The sequence below is a fragment of the Methanosphaera cuniculi genome, assembly GCF_003149675.1.
GTDB lineage: Archaea > Methanobacteriota > Methanobacteria > Methanobacteriales > Methanobacteriaceae > Methanosphaera > Methanosphaera cuniculi.
Genome location: NZ_LWMS01000042.1, coordinates 146762 through 170339, shown reverse-complemented (window position 1 = coordinate 170339; position 23578 = coordinate 146762). Strand labels below are relative to the sequence as shown.

Below are 23578 nucleotides of genomic sequence, written 5' to 3'. Positions count from 1 at the left end.
TCATAATTCCTTAAGATAACTTATGTTTCTATTATAATTATATTGGTTGTTTTTTTATTTTATAAGTTTTTCATATTCATCTTCAAGTTTTTTTATCATTATATCCATTGAGTTATCAGAAAGTGTGTGAGATGCATTATCTTCTAATGTTTGTAATATTTTTGTATCTTTTATTGTATCTTCTAGTACATTTTTCAGGTCATTAACATCTCCTGGATTAAATAAGCGTCCATTAACATTATCATCGATAAGTTCTGGTATTCCTCCAATATTACTACCTATAACTGGTGTTGAGTGTGTAAAGCTTTCATATATTACCATTGGTGAGTTATCATAGCATATTGATGGGACAACTATGAGATTTGCCATGTTGTAAAATTCTGATATTTTATCATTATCAACATAGCCATGAAATGTTATACGTTCATCATCTTTTGCCATCATTTTAAATTCATCAAGATCATATCCTTTACCAACCAGGTGTAAGTGTATGTTATCATCTGGTATTTGTTTAAATGCATTTATTAGTGTATCTACACCTTTATGTTTTCCCATACTACCAATATACATAATGTCAATTGTAGTATAATCTTTTGGATGATGTTGTGTTTTTTTATCTATTGCAAGTGGTATTTTAACAGATTTTGTGTTGTTAAAGAATCCATTTTCATGGTATTTGTTTATCATAAAATTAGATGGTGCAATGAGAAGATCTACATTATCATCTAGTAGTTTTTTCTGAATATTAATGTATTGTGAGCATATGAAGTTTGGTTTTTTGCATAGTGTGTTATTTGCTCGTATTAGATTTGCTCTTGGACATATTAGTGAAAAATCATGTGATTCAAATACAAGTGGTATGTTAAGATTACTTGTTACATCAAATATTGCCATTGAAAGTCCTTTATAGTTATTAAGATGAACAATATCAACATCTTCTTTACGAAGTATTTTTATTACCTCTTTTTTAGTTTTATTATTCCATAAGTCAAATAAGTGCCATAATGGCTTTTTAATTCCACTAACTTGTGTTTGTTGGTATGGCTGATATAATCGTGTTGTATTTAGTTGATAAACTTTAATTTTATCATCATCTATTATGTGTTGTTGGTTATCAGGGCTTGTAGTTATTATAATTACTTCATGTCCTCTTTTTTTCATGGCTTGTGCCATTTTTTGAACTATTATTTCAGCTCCTCCAAGTATTGCTGGTGGATACATGTTGGATATGTAGCATATTTTCATAATATATCAAAACCATTCTCTTTTATTTGTTATATTCATCTATTACTTCATGATATAGTGTGTGAATGTCTTCTGCTATTTGTTTCCATTCATATTTTTGTTGTACTAGTTTTCGTCCATTTTCACCCATATTTTTTTGAAGCTCAGGATCTTTTAGTATTTTAATAATGCTTTCTTTTAGTGCTTTTACATCTTTTGGTGGTATTATTATTCCACTGTTTGTTTTTATTACATCATCTGCTACTCCAACTATATCTGTGCTTATTACTGGAGTTTTTGATGAGAGTGCTTCAAGTACTACAATTCCAAAGCCTTCTTGTAGTGATGAGATTGATGGTAGTATGAATAATTCTGATGTAGCGTAGTAGTTTATTACTTCTTCATCTGTTAGAAAGCCTTTAAATTCAACATTATCTTGGATTCCTAGTTTTTGTGTTTTTTGTTTATAATAATCTAGTAGTTCACCTTTTCCTCCTACTACTAGTTTTACATCAGGTATTGTTTTTTTAACTTCACTTAGTGCTTCAAGTAGGTAGTCAAGTCCCTTATATTTATGGAAGCGATCAAGTACACTTAAAAAGAAGATTTGGTTATGGTTTCGTTTATCTTGTGGTTTAAATAGTGTTGTATCTACTCCATTTGGTATTGTTATGATTTTATCTTTATAATTTGTAAGATGAGGTGAGTTTATATAATCATCCTGTGTTATTATTATTCTATCTGCCTTATTTAGGAGGTATTTAAGTGCTGTTTTATTATATACATTTGCTATGACATTTGCAAATCCTGATCCTATAATATCATTATGATATGTTACAATAAGTGGTTTATCTTTACGTCTTGCTATTATATTACTCCAATCAGCACTCCATGGTGTTGGAATATGAGTATGAATAATATCAAAGTCAGTACTTGATAAAACATTTGGTAATGATGGTGTAACATTTGTATTTGCAACCTTACCTTTATAATCTAATCTTTTAATATTAATCCCTTCGTATGTTTCAAATTTAGGGCTTTCAGGTTCATTTGCACATATTACATCAACTTCACAATCATCGTACTTAACTAGTTGTTTTGAAATATAATATACATACTGTTCTACTCCTCCAATAAAAGGATAAAAACGTACTGGTGTTTGAATAACTTTCAAGATAACATCAACCTCCGTATGAAAAACATTTTTTTTGGGTAAAATGATAAAATTAATTTTCTTCTTCTTTTTTTTTATAAAAATTTAATTCTTTATATTATTATATTTAAAAACAATGCTATAATAGAATTTTTATAATTAACATCAGGTAAGATAATAATTTTATTTTATTTTTTTCTTATGGTTTTTTTTTATTTAAAAGAAAAATTGTACTAAACTTTTTTTTATATTTAATTATAGAAATAGTCATTAGATTCTAATAAAATTTTTTTTTGGGACTAAATTTGGAGATTTGATTATTTTGACAGAAAAACTTAAAATATTATTCATACATAATACTGCCATGTGGTATAGAATACCTTTTTTTAAACAGCTTGCATTAAATTATGATTTGCATCTTGTATTTACACATTTTGAAGTAATATCATCAATTTACAATAGTACTACTACAAGAAATATTAAAGGACTTGAAGATGTAAATTATACCATTCTTGAAAATGATAAAAAAGGCAATACACAAAACCTTGATAAAATACTAAAAGAAGACTATGACATAATAATAGGTGGAAGTTGGGATAGTATAGCAGAATTACGAGAAACTATAAAAATAAGCAGATATGCACATAAACATAACATACCATTTATCATATGGAGAGAAGACTGGGACTGGAAAAGACCAAATAACATAAAACAAAAAATACTAGATAAAACAATAAAACACCTAACACAAAAAGCAGATCAAATACTAGTACCAGGTACTATACACAAACAATACTTCCAAAAACTAGGAGTTAAACCTGAAAATATAACCATCATGCCAAATGTAAGTAACATCAAAGGATACAACCCAAATATAACACAAGATACCAATATAAAAACAATACTCTATGTAGGACGTCTAATTAAAAGAAAAGGTGTAATCTACCTAATAAAAGCATTTAAAAAACTACACAAAAAACATGAAAATGTAAGACTAATCATAGTAGGTGAAGGTGATGAAGAAAAAACACTTAAAAAATACATAAAAGACCATAAAATACCAGATATCACCTTTACAGGTAAAATTCCAAATAACCAACTTAAAGACTACTATCAAATGGCAAATCTTGTAGTAGTACCATCTACTGATGATGAAATGGGAGATCCATGGGTATTCATACTAAATGAAGCAATGTATTATTCAAATCCAGTAATAGCAACAGATGCAGTAGGAGCTGCATATGATATGATAGAAGATAATGGCTACATGGTAAAACAAAGAAATCCTGATGAACTCTACATTAAAATGGATGAAATAATATCAAATCCTAAAATAGAAGAATCAATGTCAAAAAAATCTAAAGAAATAATTGATAAAAAATATCAGTATAAAAATATGACTAATGCATTTGATAATGCAATAAAAAAAGTTAAAAAAAGTTAAAAAATGAGAAAAAATGAGAAAAAAAGGGGGGAGGATAGAATTAAATTCCCATCTCCTTATTATTTTTTTTAGTTAATATATTCAAGGAAGCTATTTACTATTTCTGAAACTTCTCCTGAGTAAACATAATCATAACCATAACTTCTTAAGTATTTATCAGGATTTGCAATTCCTTTAAAACTACTTGGACTATAGTTATCATGTGCACGTTCAAGCCAACTTAGATTTGTTATATCTTTTGCTGTTGGATAGAATGCAAAGTATAGAAGTCTGTTTGCTTTTGCACGCATAAAGCTTCTTGTTGATACATCATATATTACTCCAGCATCTGCTCCTCCAAAGATTGAAAGTTGAGCAATATTATCAGGCTGTGTTTCTGTTCTTATTTTATTATGAGTATTAGGTCCTAAACCTATAATTTCAACTTTATATCCACGATTTACTAGTTGTTTTTTAATTTCATTCATAAATGCTGTGTCTTTAGTTTTTGATAGTATGTTATCACTTGATATGTAGATTGTACGAACTTTTGAATTTGTTGGATGTATTGTGTTCCAGTTGTATATTTTACATGTTGCTGGAAGATAGGTTTTTGATGATACATCTATCATTTTTGAAAATGAGTAGAGCATATTATAAAATCCAAACTTCTGTGAATTATAAACTATGTATGTTGGTGCTTTATGTTGTGTTTGATAATGACTAAGTACACTATTTGCTATTTTTAGCATTTCATTGAGTGTTAATGTTTGTCCTTTTATATTATCTGCATGATTTCCTATTCCATCATAGTATACATATTCAACGCTTTGGGATGCTTTGTTGTTCTTTATATTTTTTAGTGTGTGAAGTAATACTGTGAAGTATGAATATACATCTATCTGTGTTGATTTTATTGGAACAGTTTTTATTATCTGATTTGATTCATAATGATTTCTTAGATATACTGCTGCATTTTTTACTTCATTATATGTGAATTTTAGTGTGGTAACTTTAAGATTTCCATTTGCTTGTTTTGAATTAGTATTATCTGCTGAGTATATTCCTGTTATTGTGTATGTTCCATCAGGTAGGTTTACATTATATTGTGTAATGTATGCTTTTCCGTTTTTAACAGCTCCAAATCCTATTGTGCTTCCGTTGAGCTTAAATTGTATACGTCCTTTATTTACGTATTTTCCTGTTTTTGAATTTACAACTGTTGCTACATATTCGACGTTTTGTGTTTTATATATTGACTTGTTTGATACACTCATTCTAACTTCTATTGGTAGAATTTTAAGATTTGCTATGTTTGATGTTCCTTTAAGTGTGGTGCTTGTTTCACCTACTGTTACTGATACTTTATAGGTTTTTGCACTATATCTTGTTGTATTTAGTATGAAGTTTGCTTTTCCATTTTTAATATTTGAATATCCTATTGTGTTTCCATTAAGTTTAAATGCAACTTTACCACTAGATAGATATTTATTTTGGTTATTTACTGCTGTTGCTATTAGTTGTATGTTATCGCCATGAGTTACACTTTTATCTACTAATGTTACGCGGATGGTTCGTTTGTCAATTTTTAGTGTTCCAATAGCTGTTGCATTGCTGTATGTATTTGTTCCTGTGTATTTTGCTGTTATTTTATAGTTTTTAGGCACATTATTTCCAGGATTATATATAAAGTATGCTTTTGAATTTTTAAGTGGACTTCGTCCGATTGTATTATCATTTATTTTAAATACAACTTCACCACCTGTTATGTTTGATCCATTTTTAGCTTTTACGGTGGATACTAGTTGTATTTTACTCTGATATGGTGTTGTTTTATTTGACACACTCATTGATACAGCTTGTTTTTTTGTTTCAGTTTTAAGAGTCTTATTTGTATTTTTTGTTTCTAGTTTCTTTGTTTCATTTGTTTTTATATTTTCCTTTTGTATATTAACCTGATTTATTGATAAATCATCATTAATAGTTGAAGTACTACATGTATTAATATTATCTTTATTTAAATTACTAGTATTATCAGCAGCATTAATACCTGCTATACTAGTTAATATTATAAGTGATAGTACTAAGAGAAGTACTTTTTTAATGAATAACAACTCCTATTTTTATCTATATATCAGAAAATAAGCTATTTAATACTTATTTTATGATTTGATAATTGTAATGTTATAATTCCTTTATTACTTATTATTAGTCATTTATTTAAATACTTTATCCATAAACTTTAAATAAGGTTTTATTTTAGTATTTCTTGATAGAATTTCTCTGTTTTATCTGTTATCATATTCCAATCATAATCTTTTGCAAATTCAATACAATCATCCCCCTTAAAGATATCATTATCTAGTATTGTTTGTATCTTATCTGCAAGATCTTCTGGATTATCTTCTGATATTAAACCATTTTTATTACTTATCAATGATTTTGCTGCATTCATTGGAGCATCAATTGTTATTGTTGGAATACCACATGCATTAGCTTCAATTATAACAATTCCAAAACCCTCACGTGTTGATGGAAGAATAAAAACTTTGGAACTTTTCATATAACTATAAAGATCATCTTGATTTGTACAAAAGTCTTTAAATTCAATATTATCTTCTAAATTTAAGTCTTTAGCTTTTTGTGTAAGTTTATCTTTCATAGGTCCATTACCAATAATACAACATTTAATATGAGAATTATCTTTTTTTAGGATACTTATAGCATCAATTAGTAAATCTACATGTTTTTCAAAAATAAGACGACCTGCATAGATAACATCAAATTCATCAGTTGATTTTTTGATATTCATTATTTGTTCTATGTTTACACCATTTTCAATAACAGTACTATTTTTTGGTGTTTTAATTTCCTGCATATTAGCATATGTATTATCTGATACACAGATTATGTTATCTGTAAGATACATTATTCCTTTTTCAACAATTTTACCAATAAAACCTATTTTTCCCATGTATTCATACCAGTAGTTATTCCAAACTTCATGAAGTGTGATGATAAGCTTTGAATTTCCCCTTTTTAACCTGGTTGTGTAACATGAAAAGTATGGAAATCCTTGTACATCTATAATGTCAAAGTCACTAAAATCAACACTAAGTAGACATCGTGCAAAATATAATGCTTCATGTATAGATCTTTTATCATCATTTGTGTAAAGATCCATACTATTTCCTATACTATGATGTGTAATACCATCATATATGATTTGTTTTTGATCTTTATATTCAGGGTCATTCATCCAGAAACCAAGTGAATATATATGAACATCATGTCCTTTAGCTGAGAGTCTTTTAGCAATTTCATATATTCTTCGTTCAGCTCCTCCTGTAACCCATGGATATACTGTATCATAGATAAATGCAATTTTCATGTAAATATCCTAACTCCTAAAAAAATTATGTATTAATTAAATAAAAAAAATTTGTGTTTAAAAAAAAATATGAAAGTAATCAAAAAAAAGAGAGGTGTTTATTTATAAAAGAAGGTTTTACTTTGTTTTTAGAATCTTCTTTGTAGCATGTATTTAATGTGTCTCCATCCATCATTAAATGAGCTTAGCTTAGCTTCTCCTCCACCACGTTTACGATAATAGATTGGTATTTCACTTATTTTAAGATTCTTTTCTGATGCTTCAATTACCATTTCTATTGCAAATTCCATACCATCTGCTGTAAGATTCATCTTATTTACTGCATCTTTTGTAAATGCACGCATTCCACAATGAGTATCTGAATAGTTACAGTTGAAAAGTATGTTTAACATTTTTGTTAACATAGGATTTCCAATATACTGATGTAATGCTGGCATTGCTCCATCTTCTATTGTTCCATCAAATCTTGATCCTATAACAAAATCACAATGTTCATCTACAATTTTATCAATAAACTCCTGTGATTGTTCAAGAGGATATGTTCCATCTGCATCTCCCATTATAATAATGTCACCTGTTGCTTCTTTAAATCCTCTTTTATAAGCATTTCCATATCCACGTTTCATTTCAAGATATACTGTAGCTCCAGCATCTTCTGCTTCTTTTTGTGTATTATCTGTTGAATTGTTATTTACAACTATTATTTCAACATCATATCCTTTATCTTGTATTTGTTTTTTTGGTATACTTTTTATGGTTTTTCCAACAATTCCTTCCTCATTTAAAGCTGGTATAACAAATGATACTTTCATATTTTTTAATTCCCTTTTTTTTTTATTTAATTCTTTTTTTAACTAATGATAAAAAAAATCTTCTTTCTTTTTTTCTTTATTTATAATATTTGTTAAATTATATTATAAGCTTTTATAGTAGTATTATTTTTAACTTTTATCAAGTTTTATTTTAAAGAAAAAAAAGTATTATTATTTTTATTAAAAACATATAAAAAAAATTTTAGGAAAAAGAAAAAAAGTAGTGATAATAATTTTTCAGATAATAATGAAAAAAAAAGAAATAAGTAAAAGGAAGAAAATTATTGATAATATTTTTTTTATATCCTTCCTATTTTATTTTTTTTCTGAGATTATTTATTTCATGCTGTTATTGTATATTTTTCCCCTACTGTTGTTTGTTTTATTAATTTTTCTGTTATTATTGTTATGTTAAATTCTATTGGCAGTGATTTATATTCATGGTTTTCTTCGATTTTTATTGTTATAGGGTATGTTTTCTGATTTAGTTTTTCTGTTGGAATTTCTATTTCTAATTGTCCGTCTTTTATTGTTGTTTGTGTAGACGTTTTTTCATTGATTTTAACAGCTATTTTTGTTTCTCCTTTTATTTGTTCATTAAATTGGTCTTTTAATGTTATGTTTATTTTTGTGTTTTGTCCTTTTAGTTGTGTTATATTATTAATTGTTATGTTTTGTAATGCTCTTTTTTTTATTGTGAAGTTTATTGTTTCTCTTGTTTGTTCATATATATTTTCTCCATCATATACTACTGTTAAATTGTGTTGTCTTGTTGTTAATGTTTTAGTTATGTTAAGTATGGCTGTTCCATTTTCTACTTTTACTTTTATTGAATTGCCTGTTGCATCTTTTAATGTTAGTCCATCTACCTTAAAGATTACATATCCATTATTTACAAGATTAGCTTGTTTATCTTGTATTTTTACATTTACAATTAGATTATCGTATGAATATTTTGTAGTTGTTGTTATTTTTAAAGTTTCTAGTTGTATTTTTTGTATTGTTAATTGTTGTTTTATTTCAGCTCTTGTATAATATCCTGTTTCTCCAACTACTATTGTTATTTCGTAATTTTTATTTTTAAATGTGTCTGTTTTAAGTGTAACATTTAATAATCCATTTACTATTGTAGTTCTTATTTGTGTTACTCCATTAATTTTAACTACAGCTTTAATATTTCCAGATAAAGTATTACCTTCAGTATCATTAATAACTATACTTATTGTTTTGTTTGTTAATGTTTTTATTGTTGTAGTTGGTAGTGTCTGGTTTTGTATGATTCTTTTTTCAATGTTTAATTGTTGTTTTATTTCAGCTCTTGTATAATATCCTGTTTCTCCAACTACTATTGTTATTTCGTAATTTTTATTTTTAAATGTGTCTGTTTTAAGTGTAACATTTAATAATCCATTTACTATTGTAGTTCTTATTTGTGTTACTCCATTAATTTTAACTACAGCTTTAATATTTCCAGATAAAGTATTACCTTCAGTATCATTAATAACTATACTTATTGTTTTGTTTGTTAATGTTTTTATTGTTGTAGTTGGTAGTGTCTGGTTTTGTATGATTCTTTTTTCAATGTTTAATTGTTGTTTTATTGTTGCTTCGTAGTAGTATTTATTTTCTGGGATTGTTATTGTAATATTATATATTTCGCTTGGTAGTTTGTCTGTTGGAAGTGTTATGTTTAAAACTCCATCTGTTATTGTTGTTTTTATTGTTTCACCATTTATTTCAACTGTTACATTGTTTGTTCCTACGAGTGGATTTCCATTTGTATCTTTTATTATTGTATTTATTGTATAGTTTTCTAGTGTTTTTATTGTTGCATTGATTGTTGTATTTGCAATATCTAGTTTTGTAACTGTAAATGTTCCTGTTATATTATTTGCATTGTATATTGGATTTTCAAGTTCTGCTGTTATGTTATGTTCTCCAGCTTCTATATCACTTGGTAGTGTGTAGTTTAGTTGTGCTTTTCCATCTACTATTGTCACATTGAATGTTTCATTGTCAACTTTAAATATTACACTACCATTTACTGGATTTCCATTATCTGTCACTGTTACATTTGCTATTACATTTCCAGTTGTTACTGGTATTGTTACATTCATTGTTATGTTTGCATCACGTTTTTGAATTGTTAGTGTTCCTGTTATTTGACCTGCGTTGTATATGTTGTTTTCTTCTATATTTACTGTGAATGTATAGGTATTTGCTTCCATTTTATCTGTTGGAAGTACTATGTTTAAAACTCCATCTGTTATTGTTGTTTTTATTGTTTCATTGTTTATTTGGATTGTTACATTGTTTGTTCCTACGAGTGGATTTCCATTTTCATCTTTTACTATTGTGTTTATTGTGTAGTTTTCTTGTATTTTTATTGTTGTAGTTGGTAGTGTCTGGTTTTGTATGATTCTTTTTTCAATGTTTAATTGTTGTTTTATTGTTGCTTCGTAGTAGTATTCATTTTCTGGGATTGTTATTGTAATATTATATATTTCGCTTGGTAGTTTGTCTGTTTCAAGTTGAATGTTAAGAGTTCCATTTGTAATTGTTGTGTTATATGTTTTATCTAATATTGTTACTGTTGCTTTTATGTTTTTAATCAGGGTATTTCCATTTGTATCTTTTATTTCTTCTTTTATTGTTTTGTTTGTTAATGTTTTTATTGTTGTAGTTGGTAGTGTCTGGTTTTGTATTGTTACTTTTGATATAACTTCATATTTTAATTGAATTGTATTTGTATCATATATTGGATCATCTGATGTTATTTGAACTGTGTTATTTCCAAATCCTAATATTTGTGTTGTTTTAAAGTTTTCATCTTCAGATGTTGTGTATGTTTCATTGTTATTTATTGTGAAGTTTACTTCATTTGGAGTAATTTTGGTGTAAACTATTGGAGATTTGATCGTGGTTAATTTTAAAGGTTCTACTTCAAAATTAATAATTATGGATGAATTACCAATAATTAAGGAATTAGTATCATAAATGGTAGTACCATTAGAATCATAACTATTAATGAAATTTGAATTATTAACAATGAGAGTTCCATCACTATAAATTACACTTCTTCCTATAAGTTTATTTTCAGTAAAGTTAGAATCTATGATAGACATATTAGCATAGTTATTATTATAGTTACATCCTCCTTTTCTATTGCTGTATTACCTTTAAAGTTTGAACCTGTTATAGTTAAGATCCCATTGTTATTGTTTACTCCACCATTATTTGTTGCATTGTTATTTGTGAAGTTTGAATTTGTTATAGTTAAATTACCATTGTTGTTATTGTTTACTCCACCATTTTCTGATGTGTTATTTATAAAATTAGATAAGTTTATGTCTAAATTACCATTGTTATTGTTTACTCCACCATTTTCTGATGTGTTATTTATAAAATTAGATAAGTTTATGTCTAAATTACCATTGTTATTATTTACTCCACCATGTGTTGCATTGTTATTTGTGAAGTTTGAATTTGTTATAGTTAAGATCCCATTGTTATTGTTTACTCCACCATGTGTTGCATTGTTATTTGTGAAGTTTGAATCTGTTATAGTTAAATTACTAGTATTATTGTTTACTCCACCATTTACTGCATGGTTATTTGTGAAGTTTGAACCTGTTATGGTTAAGGTACCATTGTTACAGTTTACTCCACCATTTGTTGCATGGTTATTTGTGAAGTTTGAATTTGTTATAGTTAAATTACCCTTGTTGTTATAGTTTATTCCTCCAACATTTGCATGGTTATTTATGAAGTTTGAATCTGTTATAGTTAAATTACCAATGTTACCGTTTACTCCACCATCATTTGTTACATGGTTATTTGTGAAGTTTGAATCTGTTATAGTTAAATTTTTATAGTTATAGTTTACTCCACCATTTGCTGATGTGTTATTTATAAAATTAGATAAGTTTATGTCTAAATTACCATAGTTGTAGTTTACTCCACTCCTCAATTGTGCATTGTTATTTGTGAAGTTTGAATTTGTTATAGTTAAATTACCATAGTTGTTATAGTTTACTCCACCATTTGTTGCATGGTTATTTGTGAAGTTTGAATTTGTTATAGTTAAATTACCATTGTTGTTATAGTTTACTCCACCATTATTTGTTGCATTGTTATTTGTGAAATTTGAATGTGTTATAGTTAAAGTACCTTTGTTGTTATAGTTTACTCCACCATGATCTTTCCCTGTGTTATTTATGAATGTTGAGTTTTTTATTGTTACAGTTCCATTGTTATATATTATTGCTCCGTATGTGCTGTTACAATTTTGGATTTTTATATTTTCTAGATTCAGTGTGTATTCTCTTTCTACTGTTATAAATTGGTATTTTCCTTCTCCATCTAGTGTTATTCCATTTCCATTGATTATTAAGGTTTTTGTTGTTTGTGTTGTGTTTCCCCAGTTTATTGGTTTTGTTATATTATAATTTCCTGGACTTAGTGTTATTGTTTCTTCACTGTTTGTTCCTGTATTCTTGATTGTTTCGATTGTGTTGTATAGTTCTTCATAGTTGTTTGCTGTGTTTTCTTTTTTCACAGTCTTATTTTTATTTTCTGATTTTATTGTACTTTTAATACTCTTTTCATTATTATTGTTGGAGGTTTGTGTGTTTATTGTGTCTTGTGTATTGTTTGCTGTTATTGTGTTTATGTTGATTGTATTATTATCTGTTGCGTTGATTGCACTTATGCTTATTAGTATTGAAAGTACAAGTAATCCTATTAATAAAAATTTAGATTTTTTGTATTTCATAAGTAAGTAATCTCCAATTTTTTTTGATTCATCTTCTTTTTTTCTAAAATTTCATCAAGACTTTAAAAAAATGAAGAGAAGAATATTTTATTTTTAGGCTTTGTAGAGATCCTATTTTTTTACTTTTTTCATGGAATTGATTGATAAATATTATAAAATATATTTTTTGAGTTTGTACTTTTGATATATTTTATTATTAGTATTCAAATTTTATACCGAATTTTGGTTCTTTTTTGTGCGTTGTGAGGTCTTATCTGTATGTGTTTTGAATCAATTGTTATATGATTTTTTTTATGTATCATTATTGTTTTTAAAGAATTGAATTTTTATTACTTATTTTCTAAAAAAATTATAGATTTTCTTCAAAACCTTATTTTTTTATTAAAATATTCTTTAATTTTAATTAAGCTATTTTTTATATTTTAATTTTACTTTTTTTTATTTAATAAATATTAGCACTGTTTCTTTAGATATATAAAAAAAGAGAAGTATAATTTTTATATTTCTTTATAAATTAAATATATCTTTATAATTTCAATAAAAAAGAGAAACATTATTGTATTATAAAAAATTAAAAAAAAGTAATATCTATCCTTGAAATAACATAGTCATAGTATTTATTTAATATTTTTTTTAATAAGATGTATGATCTTATTTGAAGCATTAATCCATGAATAATTATTTTTAACATATACTCGTGCATTTTCAGCAATACGACGGTTAAGATTATCATCATATATTAGCCTTAGTATTGCATCTTTAAATTCCTCTGGTGTATCAGCAAGCAGAAAGTCATGACCATTAACAGCATTAATTCCACTTATACCAGTCCTGGTACTTACAACAGATAAGCTCATACTCATAGCTTCAAGAATTTTATTTTTAATACCAGTACCTGATATCATTGGAGTAATAAAGATAGAACCAGGATTAAGATGTTTTCGTATATCATCCACACTACCTGTAACTGTAATATTAGGATCATCATCTAATGATTTTATATAATCTGTTGGATTTCGTCCAATAATTTTAAGTGGAATATTAACTTCTCTAAGTATAAGTGGATATATTTCATCAACAAAATAACGAACAGCATCATTATTAGGAGGTGTACTCATATCACCTACAAAAACAAGTTGTCGTATGCGTCTGTTGTTCTTATTTTTAAAATATTCAATATCTACACCATTTGCAACAACACTAACAGGTGTTTTAATAAAACGTTCAAGAAGTTTTTTATCCTTATTATTTACAACTATACATTCATCAAACTTGTTGTAACATTTTTCATATTGATGAATTTTCATGTAGTTAAGATACCAATAAAGCTTAGATTGTATACTTGTTGCCTTTTTTGCCATATGATGATTATAATCTCCCACAGCATCAAATGCATATACAATTTTAGGTTTTTTAATGTTTTTTACATAAAATGCCATTGGCATATCTGTTATTATAATATCATATTCATTACATCTTAGTGTATCTTTTATTATTTCACTCATCTTTGGATGATAATAGTAGTTAAAAAAACTACGCATTTTAATGTTATCATATGATAACATATTTTTAAAAGTATATGTGAATTGATCTTTAAAACTATCATACACGGGATTATCGAGTAATATAATATTACTTAGATGTTTTTCTAGTGGTTTTATATCATATTTTTTTGAATTAAAACAAACAAGCGTGATGTCATATTGTGTTGATAGATTTTTTATCATATGATATATTGGTATTGTTGCACCTACACTCATTGATGGTATGTCATGTGAAATTAGTAGAATATGTGTCATTTTAATCATATATCTCCTTTATTTACATGTTTTTTATATACTTCTATTATTTTATCTGTTACATCACTCCAGCTTAGATTGTTGTAGATGTAATTTTGTCCGTTTTCAAGCTGTTTTTGGGTGAGTTTTTCATCTGTTAATGATTTAATCATAGTATCTTTAAGTTCATCAACATCAGCATATTTAACAATTAATCCTGCATCAATCTTTTCAATTACCTCACCAGACTGTCGTGTTACAATAACAGGAGTTCCAGCTAGTATTGATTCAAATACAGTGAGAGATACTCCTCCCATATATTTAACAGGATTAACAAATAAGCTTGCATCCTTAAAAAGTGCAATTTTCTCTGATTGTTTAATAAAGCCTGTAAATATTACACGATCTTTAAGGTTATGTTTTTGTATTATTTCATCTAATGTTTTTTTATAATCATTAATTTTACCAGCAATTATGAGTTTATAATTACTAAATTCGGGTGGTAATTTGCTAAATGCTTCTATTATATGGTTAATTCCTTTAAGTTTATCAAGACGACCAAGATATAAAATATAAGGTTGATCTATTTTATCATAATTTATATTATCAAGATTTTTAAATTCATCAAAGTCCATTCCATTATAGATAACATCAATATTATCACTACGCATCAGACGATCATATTTAGCCTCATATTCTGATACTGCAATAACACCACTAGCATTACGCATTAAACGTTTACCATAAATGAGATCATAAATCTTCTTAAAATAAGTACTACCAACATGAGTTGGAGTAGATGTGTGAGGCTCTATAATATATGGAATATTATATTTACATGCATATTTCATAACAATATTATTCTGATAAGATCTAAATTCATGAAGATGAATAATATCAAAGTTTGTTATGTTTTCATCAAGCCATTTTTTCATAAGTGGTGTGTAGATAAATAATGCAAAATTAAACTTATAATCAACAGGTACCATTTTGAGATTTTTAATAGCATCTGTATCTTCTGGGTTATATTCAAAGTTAGTTGTTAGTATTGTTACATTATGTCCTTTTTTTGTTAGTTGTCGTGCTAGATTGTAGCAAACAGCAACATCTCCTCCACGTGCAAATGTGAAGTATGGTATAACTTGTAAGATATTCATATATAATCAATTCTCAAAAAAATATTTTAAAAAAGATAAAAAGGGGAGTGGATATTAATGGTGGTTAATTTTTTTATTCCATTTTTTTATATTTCTTTTAGTAGTAAGTCTAATACTAGATCTTCGAGTATTCCTTCAAATTGTAATGTTAATTTACGCCAGTCATTATCTTCAACAAAGTTATATCCATCTGATCCTATTTTTACAATTTCACGTTTGTTACGAAGACGTGTTTGTACAACATCAAGTACTTCCTCAGGTCTGTTAATATATACAAGACCATTACGTTCCCCAAATTCTGCCATAAGTCCTGGTAGTTTTGTTGCAATTACTGGTTTTTTCATTGCCATATATTCATAGATTTTTATAGGTACAATATCTTGCATTATTACTTCATCTTTATATGCAGGTAGTATACAAATATCACTTGCACCTATAAGATCTGGTATTATTGTGTATTTTTGACGTCCTGTTAGTATTAGTTGTCCTTCTAGGTTATATTTTTTCTGTATGAGTTTTAGTGCTTCTAGTGCATCTCCATCTCCAACAATTAAGAGTTTAATATTATGGTATTTATCCTTGTTTCGTCCTAGTTCTATTGCAAGTTCTTTTAGTCCTGCAAAGTTATATAAAAATCCCATGAAGAAAAGTACAATATCATCATTTTTGATGTTAAATCGTTTTCTTATCTTAAATCCACCATGTTTTTTATAATCAAATTGTTTTAAGTTTATTCCAGCATCAATAATACTCATATGATGTGGATCTGCACCCATTTCTACTGCTGTTTCATTAAGTTTACGGTTTATTGTAAGTACATAGGATGAATTTTTTATTGTTTTTTTAGTCATTCTTTTTCCTATACTTCTAAAACTTTTTTCTGGTATTAACTGGTGTAATACATCGATGAAGTAGTAGACAAATGGTATGTTATGTTTTCGTGCTAGTTTTGATGCTATATTAGCATTTAGTATTCCAAATCCTATGATTATATCAGGTTCAAATTCTTTTATTTGCCTTTTTATTTCCTGTTTATGGTAGTGTAATATGGATATATAGTTTATGACTGGTAGTTTAATGAGTGGTGGTCTTATTACTGTAACATTATCTGTATTGTATACTTTTTTATAATTTTTAAAAACCTGTCTGTCACTTTTTATTTTATCTCCATCTTTTTTATCCTGTTTCCAGTCTACTTCATAGTCTATTACACGTATTTGGTGTCCTCTGAGTCCTAGTAGTTCCATGAGGTGGTGTTGTTGATGGGGATTTCTTTTTATCCAGTCAGATTCCTGTACTACTAATATTTTCATATTTATCGATTAAAATTTTTTCATTTTTATTTTATTTTTTTGCTATTTTTTTTTAGAGATAAGCAAAATAGCACTCTTTTTTTTCTATTATTTCCCTTTTTTTTCATTTAGAATTCTGCACTTTTTTGTATATTATCCCAGTTTTCTACAAACCAGTCATGTGTATTTTCAATTCCATCATAGAAGTCATGTTGTGGTTTGTAATCTAGAATCTTTTCTGCTTTATTAATTGATGAGAGAAGTTTTGTTTTAGCATCCCAGTTACGTCTTGGTTTGTATTCAATTCCAGCTGGATTATCACAGATTTCATTTATCTTATTTGCCATATCAATAACTCTGTGGTCATGACCTGAACCTAGATTTATTGATTCACCAATAGCTTCCTCAACTACTCCCATACGTGTTAGTCCTTGAAGTATATCATCAATATATGTCCAATCACGAGTTTCAGAACCATCACCTGTAATAGGGAGTGGTTGTTCATTCATAGCCCAGTACATGAAGTTTGGTATTACATTACGATACTTTCCAGGAACTTCTCCAGGTCCAAATACATTGAAAAATCTTGCATTTGCAATAGGTAGATCATAAAGATTATAAAAGTAATTAGTATATAATTCACCAAGAAGTTTAGTAACTTGGTATGGTGTATGTAAGCTAATACTTATGTCATCTTCTTTAAATGGCATTTTAGAATCAAGACCGTATACTCCACATCCACTACTTGAATATACGAATCTTTTAATATTTCCTGAAAGTTGTGCATATTCAAGAACTTTAAGAATACCTAGACCATTTACTTTAAGATCTTTTTCAGGCTTATCAACAGAATTCTGATTTGCAAAATGTGCAGCTAAATGAAATATATATGATGGTTTTGACTTAAATACCCATTTAAGAACCTGATCATCACATATATCACCTTGTATAAACTCAATACGATCATCTTGTGGAATATTCCATTTATAGGATGATGATAAATCATCAAGTATGATAATCTTCTCTGGATCATATTCTGTAAGTTTACGTGCAAGATTACTTCCAACACAACCTGCACCGCCAGTAATTAGAATTGTTTCGCCCTTATATGAATTTGCAATATCTTTCATTTATTTAATTCTCCCTTTTTTTTATCAAATTTTTCTTTTTGGTAAAATAATTATTTAACTAAAAAAGTAAACTCCTAAAATGTAAAAAATTAATTAACTTTATATATTATTTATATCTTTTTTTTATTTTATTTATACTTAGAAAATATATTATGATAAAATTATAATAAAACAAATAACATAAAAGATAATATGAATGACAAGTCATATTGGAAAGAATATTATCGCAAAAACCCAAACCCTGTAGATCCCTCAACATTTGCAAAATTCATCATAGGATTCATGGAACCTGAAAAAAAACTAATAGAATTAGGATGTGGAAATGGGCGTGATAGTGTCTATTTTGCACAACAAAAAATAAATGTAACAGCAATTGATCAAATAGAAGAAGAAATGGACTACTTAAATAAAAAACATAGCTTATATAATCTAAATTTCAAAGCAGATGATTTCACAAATCTAGATGATGATAAAAAATATGATTACATCTACTCAAGATTCACACTCCATTCAGTAAATGAAAAAGCAGAAAAACGAGTATTTGACTGGATAACAAAACAACTAAATGATGAAGGACTATTTTTCCTAGAAGTTAGAAGTATTAATGATCCAATGTTTGAAAAAGGCGAAAAAATAAGTGAATCAGAAAATGTAACAACACACTATAGACGATACCTAGATTTTAATGAAACAATAGAAAAACTTGAAAATAGAGGATTAAAAATAATATACAAACTCGAAAGCCAAGGACTTGCAAAATATAAAGATGATGATCCAACACTAATACGGATAGTAGCACAAAAATAATCTCCATCTTTTTTTTAAACTTTTTTTTAAGATAAGAGTAATATAATAATTAAACTAGAAAATGTTTATTTTATTTATAAAAATATATTATATACAAAATGATAATATAAATGTGAGAGCTTAGAATTTAAAAAGTTATCACTTTTATTAATATTTCATATTTTTTTTTTACTTTCTATTCCCTTTTTTTAAATAATATTTTAAACCTACTTTTTTTTTGGAGATAATTTATTTTAAGAGATCTTAATTTTTATCTTTCATATTTATTAGTTAAATTCTTCATTTACTTTTTTCATGTAGTTTATTGCTTCATCAAATGCTTTATCTATTTGTTTTTTATTATTATCATATTGTCCTTTTACAAATCCTGTTGTGTTATGATCAAGTGCTATTTTTGGTATATGCATAAATTCAGAACCATATATTAATTCTAAGTATTCATCTGTATCATTAGGAGCATTAAATGTGTAATCTTCAAATTCTATTTTTCTAAGTGGAAATACATACTTGGTAGGATATATTCTGTTATGAATATTATTATGTAATCCATCTATTGCATCTGATATATTGTTTGTTTTTTGATTTGTAAATTGCATTTTTTCATTTTGTATTTTTAATCCCTCATCAAATGTCCATGTACCATTTTCAATATTATCTCGTAATTCTACTTGAAGTTGTGTTTGAAGAGCATTTCGTTCATCAGTTAGTCCTGAATCTTTTATGTATTCTTTGGGAAATACATCAAGATGTATGAATGGTTTTATGTAGGCACATTGAAAAAAGAGAATGAATGTATTGTTATTTAGAGTATCAAGTTCATTTGTTACATCACCTGGTTTATGTGGTTGAGTTAGTTTGGATATGATAAGTTTATCTTCTAAGCCACCTATTTTTTTAACTTCTTTTGGAAATACCTCAACTAATCTTTCATAGTCTTCTCTGATCATTCCAAGATCTATATCATCATCCCATGGTATAAATCCACCATTTCGTACAGCTCCAAGAAGTGTTCCATAATCTAGCCAGTATTCTAGTTCATATTTTTTACATACTAAATCAAAAAATCTTAAAAGTTCAAGTGATAAAAGTTGAATTTGTCGCATTACTCCTGTTGCTTTTATTTCACAACTACTAAAAATTAAGTCAAGCATACGGTAGTGTGACTCTATTTCCTTGAATTTGTTATTATTATTAAATTTTTGGACTAATTCTATTATTTTTGGATGATTTTTTACATTTTCAGGTAGTTTTTCATAGATTGTTGATAATATAAATACCAATTTTTTTATCTCCTTTCTTATCTTTTTCTCTTTTTTCATGTTGTTTTATTATCTTTTATACTTCAAATTTATTAAAGATTGTTTTAATTTTTTTTTGAATTTAGTTCGTAATACATAGTAATATATATATTTTGATGATAACATAAACTAATAATATGATTCCTATAAATATATATGAAAATACAAAAATTAAAATTTATTCTACATCAGATGGAATAAAAATTGTAACAAGCCCTATTAAAATTCAAATTTTAAACATGCTTACAGATAAAGTAAGTGAAGCTGATATTGTAAAAGAAACAGGAAAATCCAAATCAACAATATCTGTACATCTTAAAAATTTACTAGATGAAAGAATTATCAGCTACAAAGCACATCCATTAGACCGTAGAAGCAAATTATTCTACATCTATGCAGACTATATAGGTGAAATATATCCAGATAATATAATCTATGCACTACCTGAAATAGAACAAGATATATCAAAAAAAGAAGGACTTTTCATAGAAATATACAGACAATTTAAAGGATTACTACTACACCATGGACTTGATGTATCACCATTAGAAATTATTACAGGAGAAAGAATTGGTAAAAAAACCTATGATGAATTTAAAGCTGAAACACTTGATGAACTATTAGATGAATTAAAACAAAGATTCCTTGACTTAGGTCTTGGAGACCTATCAATAAACATAACAGACGATAGTTTAATGTTTAAATTAAAAGAATGTCATGAATGCTACAACCTTGAATACAATATGGCAACATGTAATATTGTAAAAGGAATGCTTAAAGGAATATTCTCAGCATTCTACAAAAAAGCTGTATCAGTAGAAGAAGTTGAATGTTGTTCAAAATATGATGATCACTGTACATTCATCGTAGAAAAATAAGCAGATAAATAAAAAAAAATCAACTAATAAAAATATAAAATTAACAACAATCAAAAAAAAATTCATTATACTTTTTTTTTTAAAAAAAAGCAAATATAAAAAAAACTTTACAAATCTTTTAAAAAAAAGGAGAGAAGAATTAATATAAAAATAATTATTCTCAAAAAAAACTATTTTTTCTATCTTTTTTTTAGTCTAATTTTTAGAAAAGTTCTATTTTTATTTTTTTAATATTATATAAATCAGTATTTTTTAAATATTTTAATCATTCGTTGAAAAGATACAGGAATAAATGTAAACCAGTCACCCATACATGTTCGTATGAGTTTTTGGTTATGGTATTTTTTCATGAGATTTGGTAGTGTAGTGTAGTATCCTTCAGACATTGATGCTCCTTTTGATCTGTGTTCAAGCATTGTAGGTATGATGTATGCATTATATCTTTCTTCTTTAATGTAATAGACGTAGTCTACTGCATATAGATGCCAGTCTGGACATCTTTTCTCAGATAAAGGATGTTTATCATATACATCTTTTGGTATTATAAATAGGCATTCATCTAGTGTTGATGCATATTCTGGTTTTTTAAGTTTATATGGTGTTACATCTGTGGGATTTATTCCTTGTTTGATGTTTGATCTAACTAAGCTATCATGTGTTTTTCCTGCTACTCCTATTATACCTGGTTTTTTAAGTTTTTTAATTGTTTTTTGTGTTTTATCAATCCAGTATGGGTCTGATAGGTTAATGTCTTGATGTGCAAATATGAGGTATTCTCCATGTGCCTGTTTTGCTCCATAATTAAGAGCACTTGAGGCACTTGAAAACTTGTTTTTTGTATTATCAACTAATATAAGTTCATAGTCTTGGTTTTCTTGTTTTTTAAGACTATTTATGAGGTATTTATCTAGTATTTCCTGGTTGTTATATACACATATTATACTCATCAATTTTCATTCACCTTTTTTAATTTTAGGTTTTCTAATTTTTTCAATTTTATTTATCATACTTTCAGGTAGTAATTGTTTTAGTATGTTATAATCATCTGTGTTAAATGCTCTAAGTATGAATATCATTACAACATATACTATAATTCCAACAAAGACACTTACAAATAAGTCAAGATCTAGGAAATACACAACTATTCCCATTACAATACTTGCAAGTAGCGGTTTTATAACAACATCTTTTACTGGAACTTTATATCCTGCATGATGCATTATGTAAATATAGAAGACCACCATACTAACTTCATTAAGTATTGTAATCATAGCAGCACCAATTCCACTAAAAAGACCAATTAATATATAATTTCCCACAGTACTAAGAATCAAACATAAAAATGTAGCCTTAAGAGTTTCATGCTGCTTATTAATAGAAGCAATAGAAGTACCCAAAATATAACTTAAAAATATTGCAGGTAATGCCCATATGATAAGTTCAAGAATCGGAACTGTATTAATGTAGCCAGGACCATACATAAATAAGATAATCTTACGAGCAAGCACCATAGTACCCATAGAAATAGGGAAACTAAGAAGAGATAAATACTTAAGAGATTTCTTATATGAATAATCAAGCATATCACGACTATCAACATACAACTTAGAAAACAATGGTAAAACCGCGGTAGAATATACAGTAGGAATAAAAATTAAAGCTTGCATCAAATTAAAAGCCGCAGTATACTCACCAACCACACTATTTGTTGTAAGCATATTAAGCATAATAGTATTCATCTTAAATGAAATTAATGCAAAAATACTGGTAATAGCTAAAGGAAATGCTGTATAAATAAGTCTTTTCCAAAATCCAAAATCAAACTGGAAATGAATTAAACCATAATTACGAGAACACATAATAAAATTATAAAACATAACCACAACACTAGAAATCAGATAAATCATAGCAATACCAATAACACCATAATTCATGAAAACACAAATAAGCACTCCAATAAACATGATAACAGCATTAATAATCTCAGCTACTGACTGATACTCCATCTGCTCATAAGCTCTAAACATAGATGTAAAAGTACCACCAAAAGCATCAATAATCACAGAAGATCCAATAATATACACAACAAAACGTGTAAGATAGTCAAAATTACCAAAATTCACATACAACACAAGAAGTGCCATTGTAGTAATTGATAAAATCAACTTAATAGAACCATGATTACCAAGATACTTAGCAGTTCGTGTTTTATCCCTGGCCACCTCACGAATCGTTAAAGTCGAAAGACCAAGATCTGTGAAAATAGCAAAAAGACCAGCAATAGCAGTAGCAAAAGAAATAATCCCAAAATTACTAGTACCAAGATATCTTGCAGAATACAAAGTATAAAAAAACGCAAGAACATAACCAATCATCTGAGATAAAAAAAGAACACTCGTATTTTTAACTAATCGTCTAACTGTATTCAAAACAAATCACATCTAAAAATTGTAAAATATTA

General features: G+C 27.0%; 17 protein-coding genes. 3 read left to right on the top strand and 14 right to left on the bottom strand.

The annotated features are described in order from the left end of the window. Window positions 1–54: 54 nt before the first annotated feature. Both MSCUN_RS06230 and MSCUN_RS06225 read right to left on the bottom strand, forming a co-directional pair. Entirely contained in the window at window positions 55–1245 is a 1191-nt protein-coding gene (locus MSCUN_RS06230; protein WP_095608282.1) for a glycosyltransferase family 4 protein, read from the bottom strand. 22 nt (window positions 1246–1267) lie between these two features. Continuing rightward, complete coding sequence (locus tag MSCUN_RS06225) at window positions 1268–2398, bottom strand: glycosyltransferase family 4 protein (RefSeq protein WP_095608281.1); 1131 nt, start codon at window positions 2396–2398, stop codon at window positions 1268–1270. 301 nt (window positions 2399–2699) lie between these two features. Between MSCUN_RS06225 and MSCUN_RS06220 the strand changes: the two genes are divergently transcribed. After that, on the top strand, window positions 2700–3821 hold the full coding sequence (locus MSCUN_RS06220; protein ID WP_095608280.1) for a glycosyltransferase family 4 protein: 1122 nt from the start codon (window positions 2700–2702) through the stop codon (window positions 3819–3821). A 68-nt stretch (window positions 3822–3889) separates the two neighbouring features. On the opposite strand, the gene MSCUN_RS06215 is transcribed toward MSCUN_RS06220, so the two are convergent. From MSCUN_RS06215 to MSCUN_RS06175, 9 genes are all read right to left on the bottom strand, one after another. Continuing rightward, the gene (locus tag MSCUN_RS06215) at window positions 3890–5914 is read right to left on the bottom strand and encodes an Ig-like domain-containing protein (RefSeq protein WP_095608279.1); all 2025 of its coding nucleotides are present in this window, start codon (window positions 5912–5914) and stop codon (window positions 3890–3892) included. Window positions 5915–6054: 140 nt separating this feature from the next. Beyond that, complete coding sequence (locus tag MSCUN_RS06210) at window positions 6055–7191, bottom strand: glycosyltransferase family 4 protein (RefSeq protein WP_095608278.1); 1137 nt, start codon at window positions 7189–7191, stop codon at window positions 6055–6057. 128 nt (window positions 7192–7319) lie between these two features. Continuing rightward, complete coding sequence (locus MSCUN_RS06205) at window positions 7320–8003, bottom strand: glycosyltransferase family 2 protein (RefSeq protein ID WP_095608277.1); 684 nt, start codon at window positions 8001–8003, stop codon at window positions 7320–7322. 341 nt (window positions 8004–8344) lie between these two features. Continuing rightward, on the bottom strand, window positions 8345–11128 hold the full coding sequence (locus MSCUN_RS06200; protein WP_109583015.1) for a hypothetical protein: 2784 nt from the start codon (window positions 11126–11128) through the stop codon (window positions 8345–8347). Further along, window positions 11116–12777, bottom strand: a complete 1662-nt coding sequence (locus MSCUN_RS06195) for a beta strand repeat-containing protein (RefSeq protein ID WP_109583013.1) — start codon at window positions 12775–12777, stop codon at window positions 11116–11118. The genes MSCUN_RS06200 and MSCUN_RS06195 overlap by 13 nt, the downstream gene beginning before the upstream one ends. A gap of 617 nt (window positions 12778–13394) precedes the next feature. Beyond that, window positions 13395–14576, bottom strand: coding sequence for a glycosyltransferase family 4 protein (locus MSCUN_RS06190; RefSeq protein ID WP_170104098.1), 1182 nt, complete (start codon window positions 14574–14576; stop codon window positions 13395–13397). 5 nt (window positions 14577–14581) lie between these two features. After that, complete coding sequence (locus MSCUN_RS06185; protein ID WP_095608272.1) at window positions 14582–15712, bottom strand: glycosyltransferase; 1131 nt, start codon at window positions 15710–15712, stop codon at window positions 14582–14584. A gap of 86 nt (window positions 15713–15798) precedes the next feature. Beyond that, entirely contained in the window at window positions 15799–17025 is a 1227-nt protein-coding gene (locus tag MSCUN_RS06180) for a glycosyltransferase (protein WP_095608271.1), read from the bottom strand. 107 nt (window positions 17026–17132) lie between these two features. Further along, window positions 17133–18134 carry an NAD-dependent epimerase/dehydratase family protein gene (locus MSCUN_RS06175; RefSeq protein WP_095608270.1) on the bottom strand — a complete coding sequence of 334 codons (1002 nt, stop codon included), beginning with the start codon at window positions 18132–18134 and terminating at the stop codon, window positions 17133–17135. A gap of 192 nt (window positions 18135–18326) precedes the next feature. Between MSCUN_RS06175 and MSCUN_RS06170 the strand changes: the two genes are divergently transcribed. Beyond that, window positions 18327–18941: a class I SAM-dependent methyltransferase gene (locus MSCUN_RS06170; protein WP_095608269.1), complete on the top strand. Its 615-nt coding sequence runs from the start codon at window positions 18327–18329 to the stop codon at window positions 18939–18941. A 266-nt stretch (window positions 18942–19207) separates the two neighbouring features. Here the strand turns inward: MSCUN_RS06170 and MSCUN_RS06165 are convergent, their stop codons facing one another. Further along, entirely contained in the window at window positions 19208–20221 is a 1014-nt protein-coding gene (locus MSCUN_RS06165) for a LicD family protein (protein WP_170104096.1), read from the bottom strand. Window positions 20222–20376: 155 nt separating this feature from the next. Here MSCUN_RS06165 and MSCUN_RS06160 point away from each other — a divergent pair, with 155 nt between their 5' ends. Beyond that, window positions 20377–21117: a V4R domain-containing protein gene (locus tag MSCUN_RS06160; protein ID WP_095608267.1), complete on the top strand. Its 741-nt coding sequence runs from the start codon at window positions 20377–20379 to the stop codon at window positions 21115–21117. A gap of 242 nt (window positions 21118–21359) precedes the next feature. Here MSCUN_RS06160 and MSCUN_RS06155 read toward each other — a convergent pair whose 3' ends face one another. Together MSCUN_RS06155 and MSCUN_RS06150 are read right to left on the bottom strand one after the other, a co-directional pair. Beyond that, on the bottom strand, window positions 21360–22064 hold the full coding sequence (locus tag MSCUN_RS06155; protein ID WP_095608266.1) for a glycosyltransferase family 2 protein: 705 nt from the start codon (window positions 22062–22064) through the stop codon (window positions 21360–21362). Window positions 22065–22070: 6 nt separating this feature from the next. After that, window positions 22071–23492 (bottom strand): flippase, encoded by a 1422-nt coding sequence (locus MSCUN_RS06150; protein ID WP_245837631.1) that lies wholly within the window; start codon window positions 23490–23492, stop codon window positions 22071–22073. Window positions 23493–23578 lie beyond the last annotated feature (86 nt).

Bases quoted from the DNA above. Each gene is read 5' to 3' on its own strand.
- MSCUN_RS06230 (WP_095608282.1), bottom strand. From the start codon at position 1,245: ATGAAAATATGCTACATATCCAACATGTATCCACCAGCAATACTTGGA.
- MSCUN_RS06210 (WP_095608278.1), bottom strand. From the start codon at position 7,191: ATGAAAATTGCATTTATCTATGATACAGTATATCCATGGGTTACAGGA.
- MSCUN_RS06205 (WP_095608277.1), bottom strand. From the start codon at position 8,003: ATGAAAGTATCATTTGTTATACCAGCTTTAAATGAGGAAGGAATTGTT.
- MSCUN_RS06200 (WP_109583015.1), bottom strand. From the start codon at position 11,128: ATGTCTATCATAGATTCTAACTTTACTGAAAATAAACTTATAGGAAGA.
- MSCUN_RS06195 (WP_109583013.1), bottom strand. From the start codon at position 12,777: ATGAAATACAAAAAATCTAAATTTTTATTAATAGGATTACTTGTACTT.
- MSCUN_RS06190 (WP_170104098.1), bottom strand. From the start codon at position 14,576: ATGACACATATTCTACTAATTTCACATGACATACCATCAATGAGTGTA.
- MSCUN_RS06185 (WP_095608272.1), bottom strand. From the start codon at position 15,712: ATGAATATCTTACAAGTTATACCATACTTCACATTTGCACGTGGAGGA.
- MSCUN_RS06180 (WP_095608271.1), bottom strand. From the start codon at position 17,025: ATGAAAATATTAGTAGTACAGGAATCTGACTGGATAAAAAGAAATCCC.
- MSCUN_RS06175 (WP_095608270.1), bottom strand. From the start codon at position 18,134: ATGAAAGATATTGCAAATTCATATAAGGGCGAAACAATTCTAATTACT.
- MSCUN_RS06170 (WP_095608269.1), top strand. From the start codon at position 18,327: ATGAATGACAAGTCATATTGGAAAGAATATTATCGCAAAAACCCAAAC.
- MSCUN_RS06160 (WP_095608267.1), top strand. From the start codon at position 20,377: ATGATTCCTATAAATATATATGAAAATACAAAAATTAAAATTTATTCT.
- MSCUN_RS06155 (WP_095608266.1), bottom strand. From the start codon at position 22,064: ATGAGTATAATATGTGTATATAACAACCAGGAAATACTAGATAAATAC.
- MSCUN_RS06150 (WP_245837631.1), bottom strand. From the start codon at position 23,492: ATGATTGGTTATGTTCTTGCGTTTTTTTATACTTTGTATTCTGCAAGA.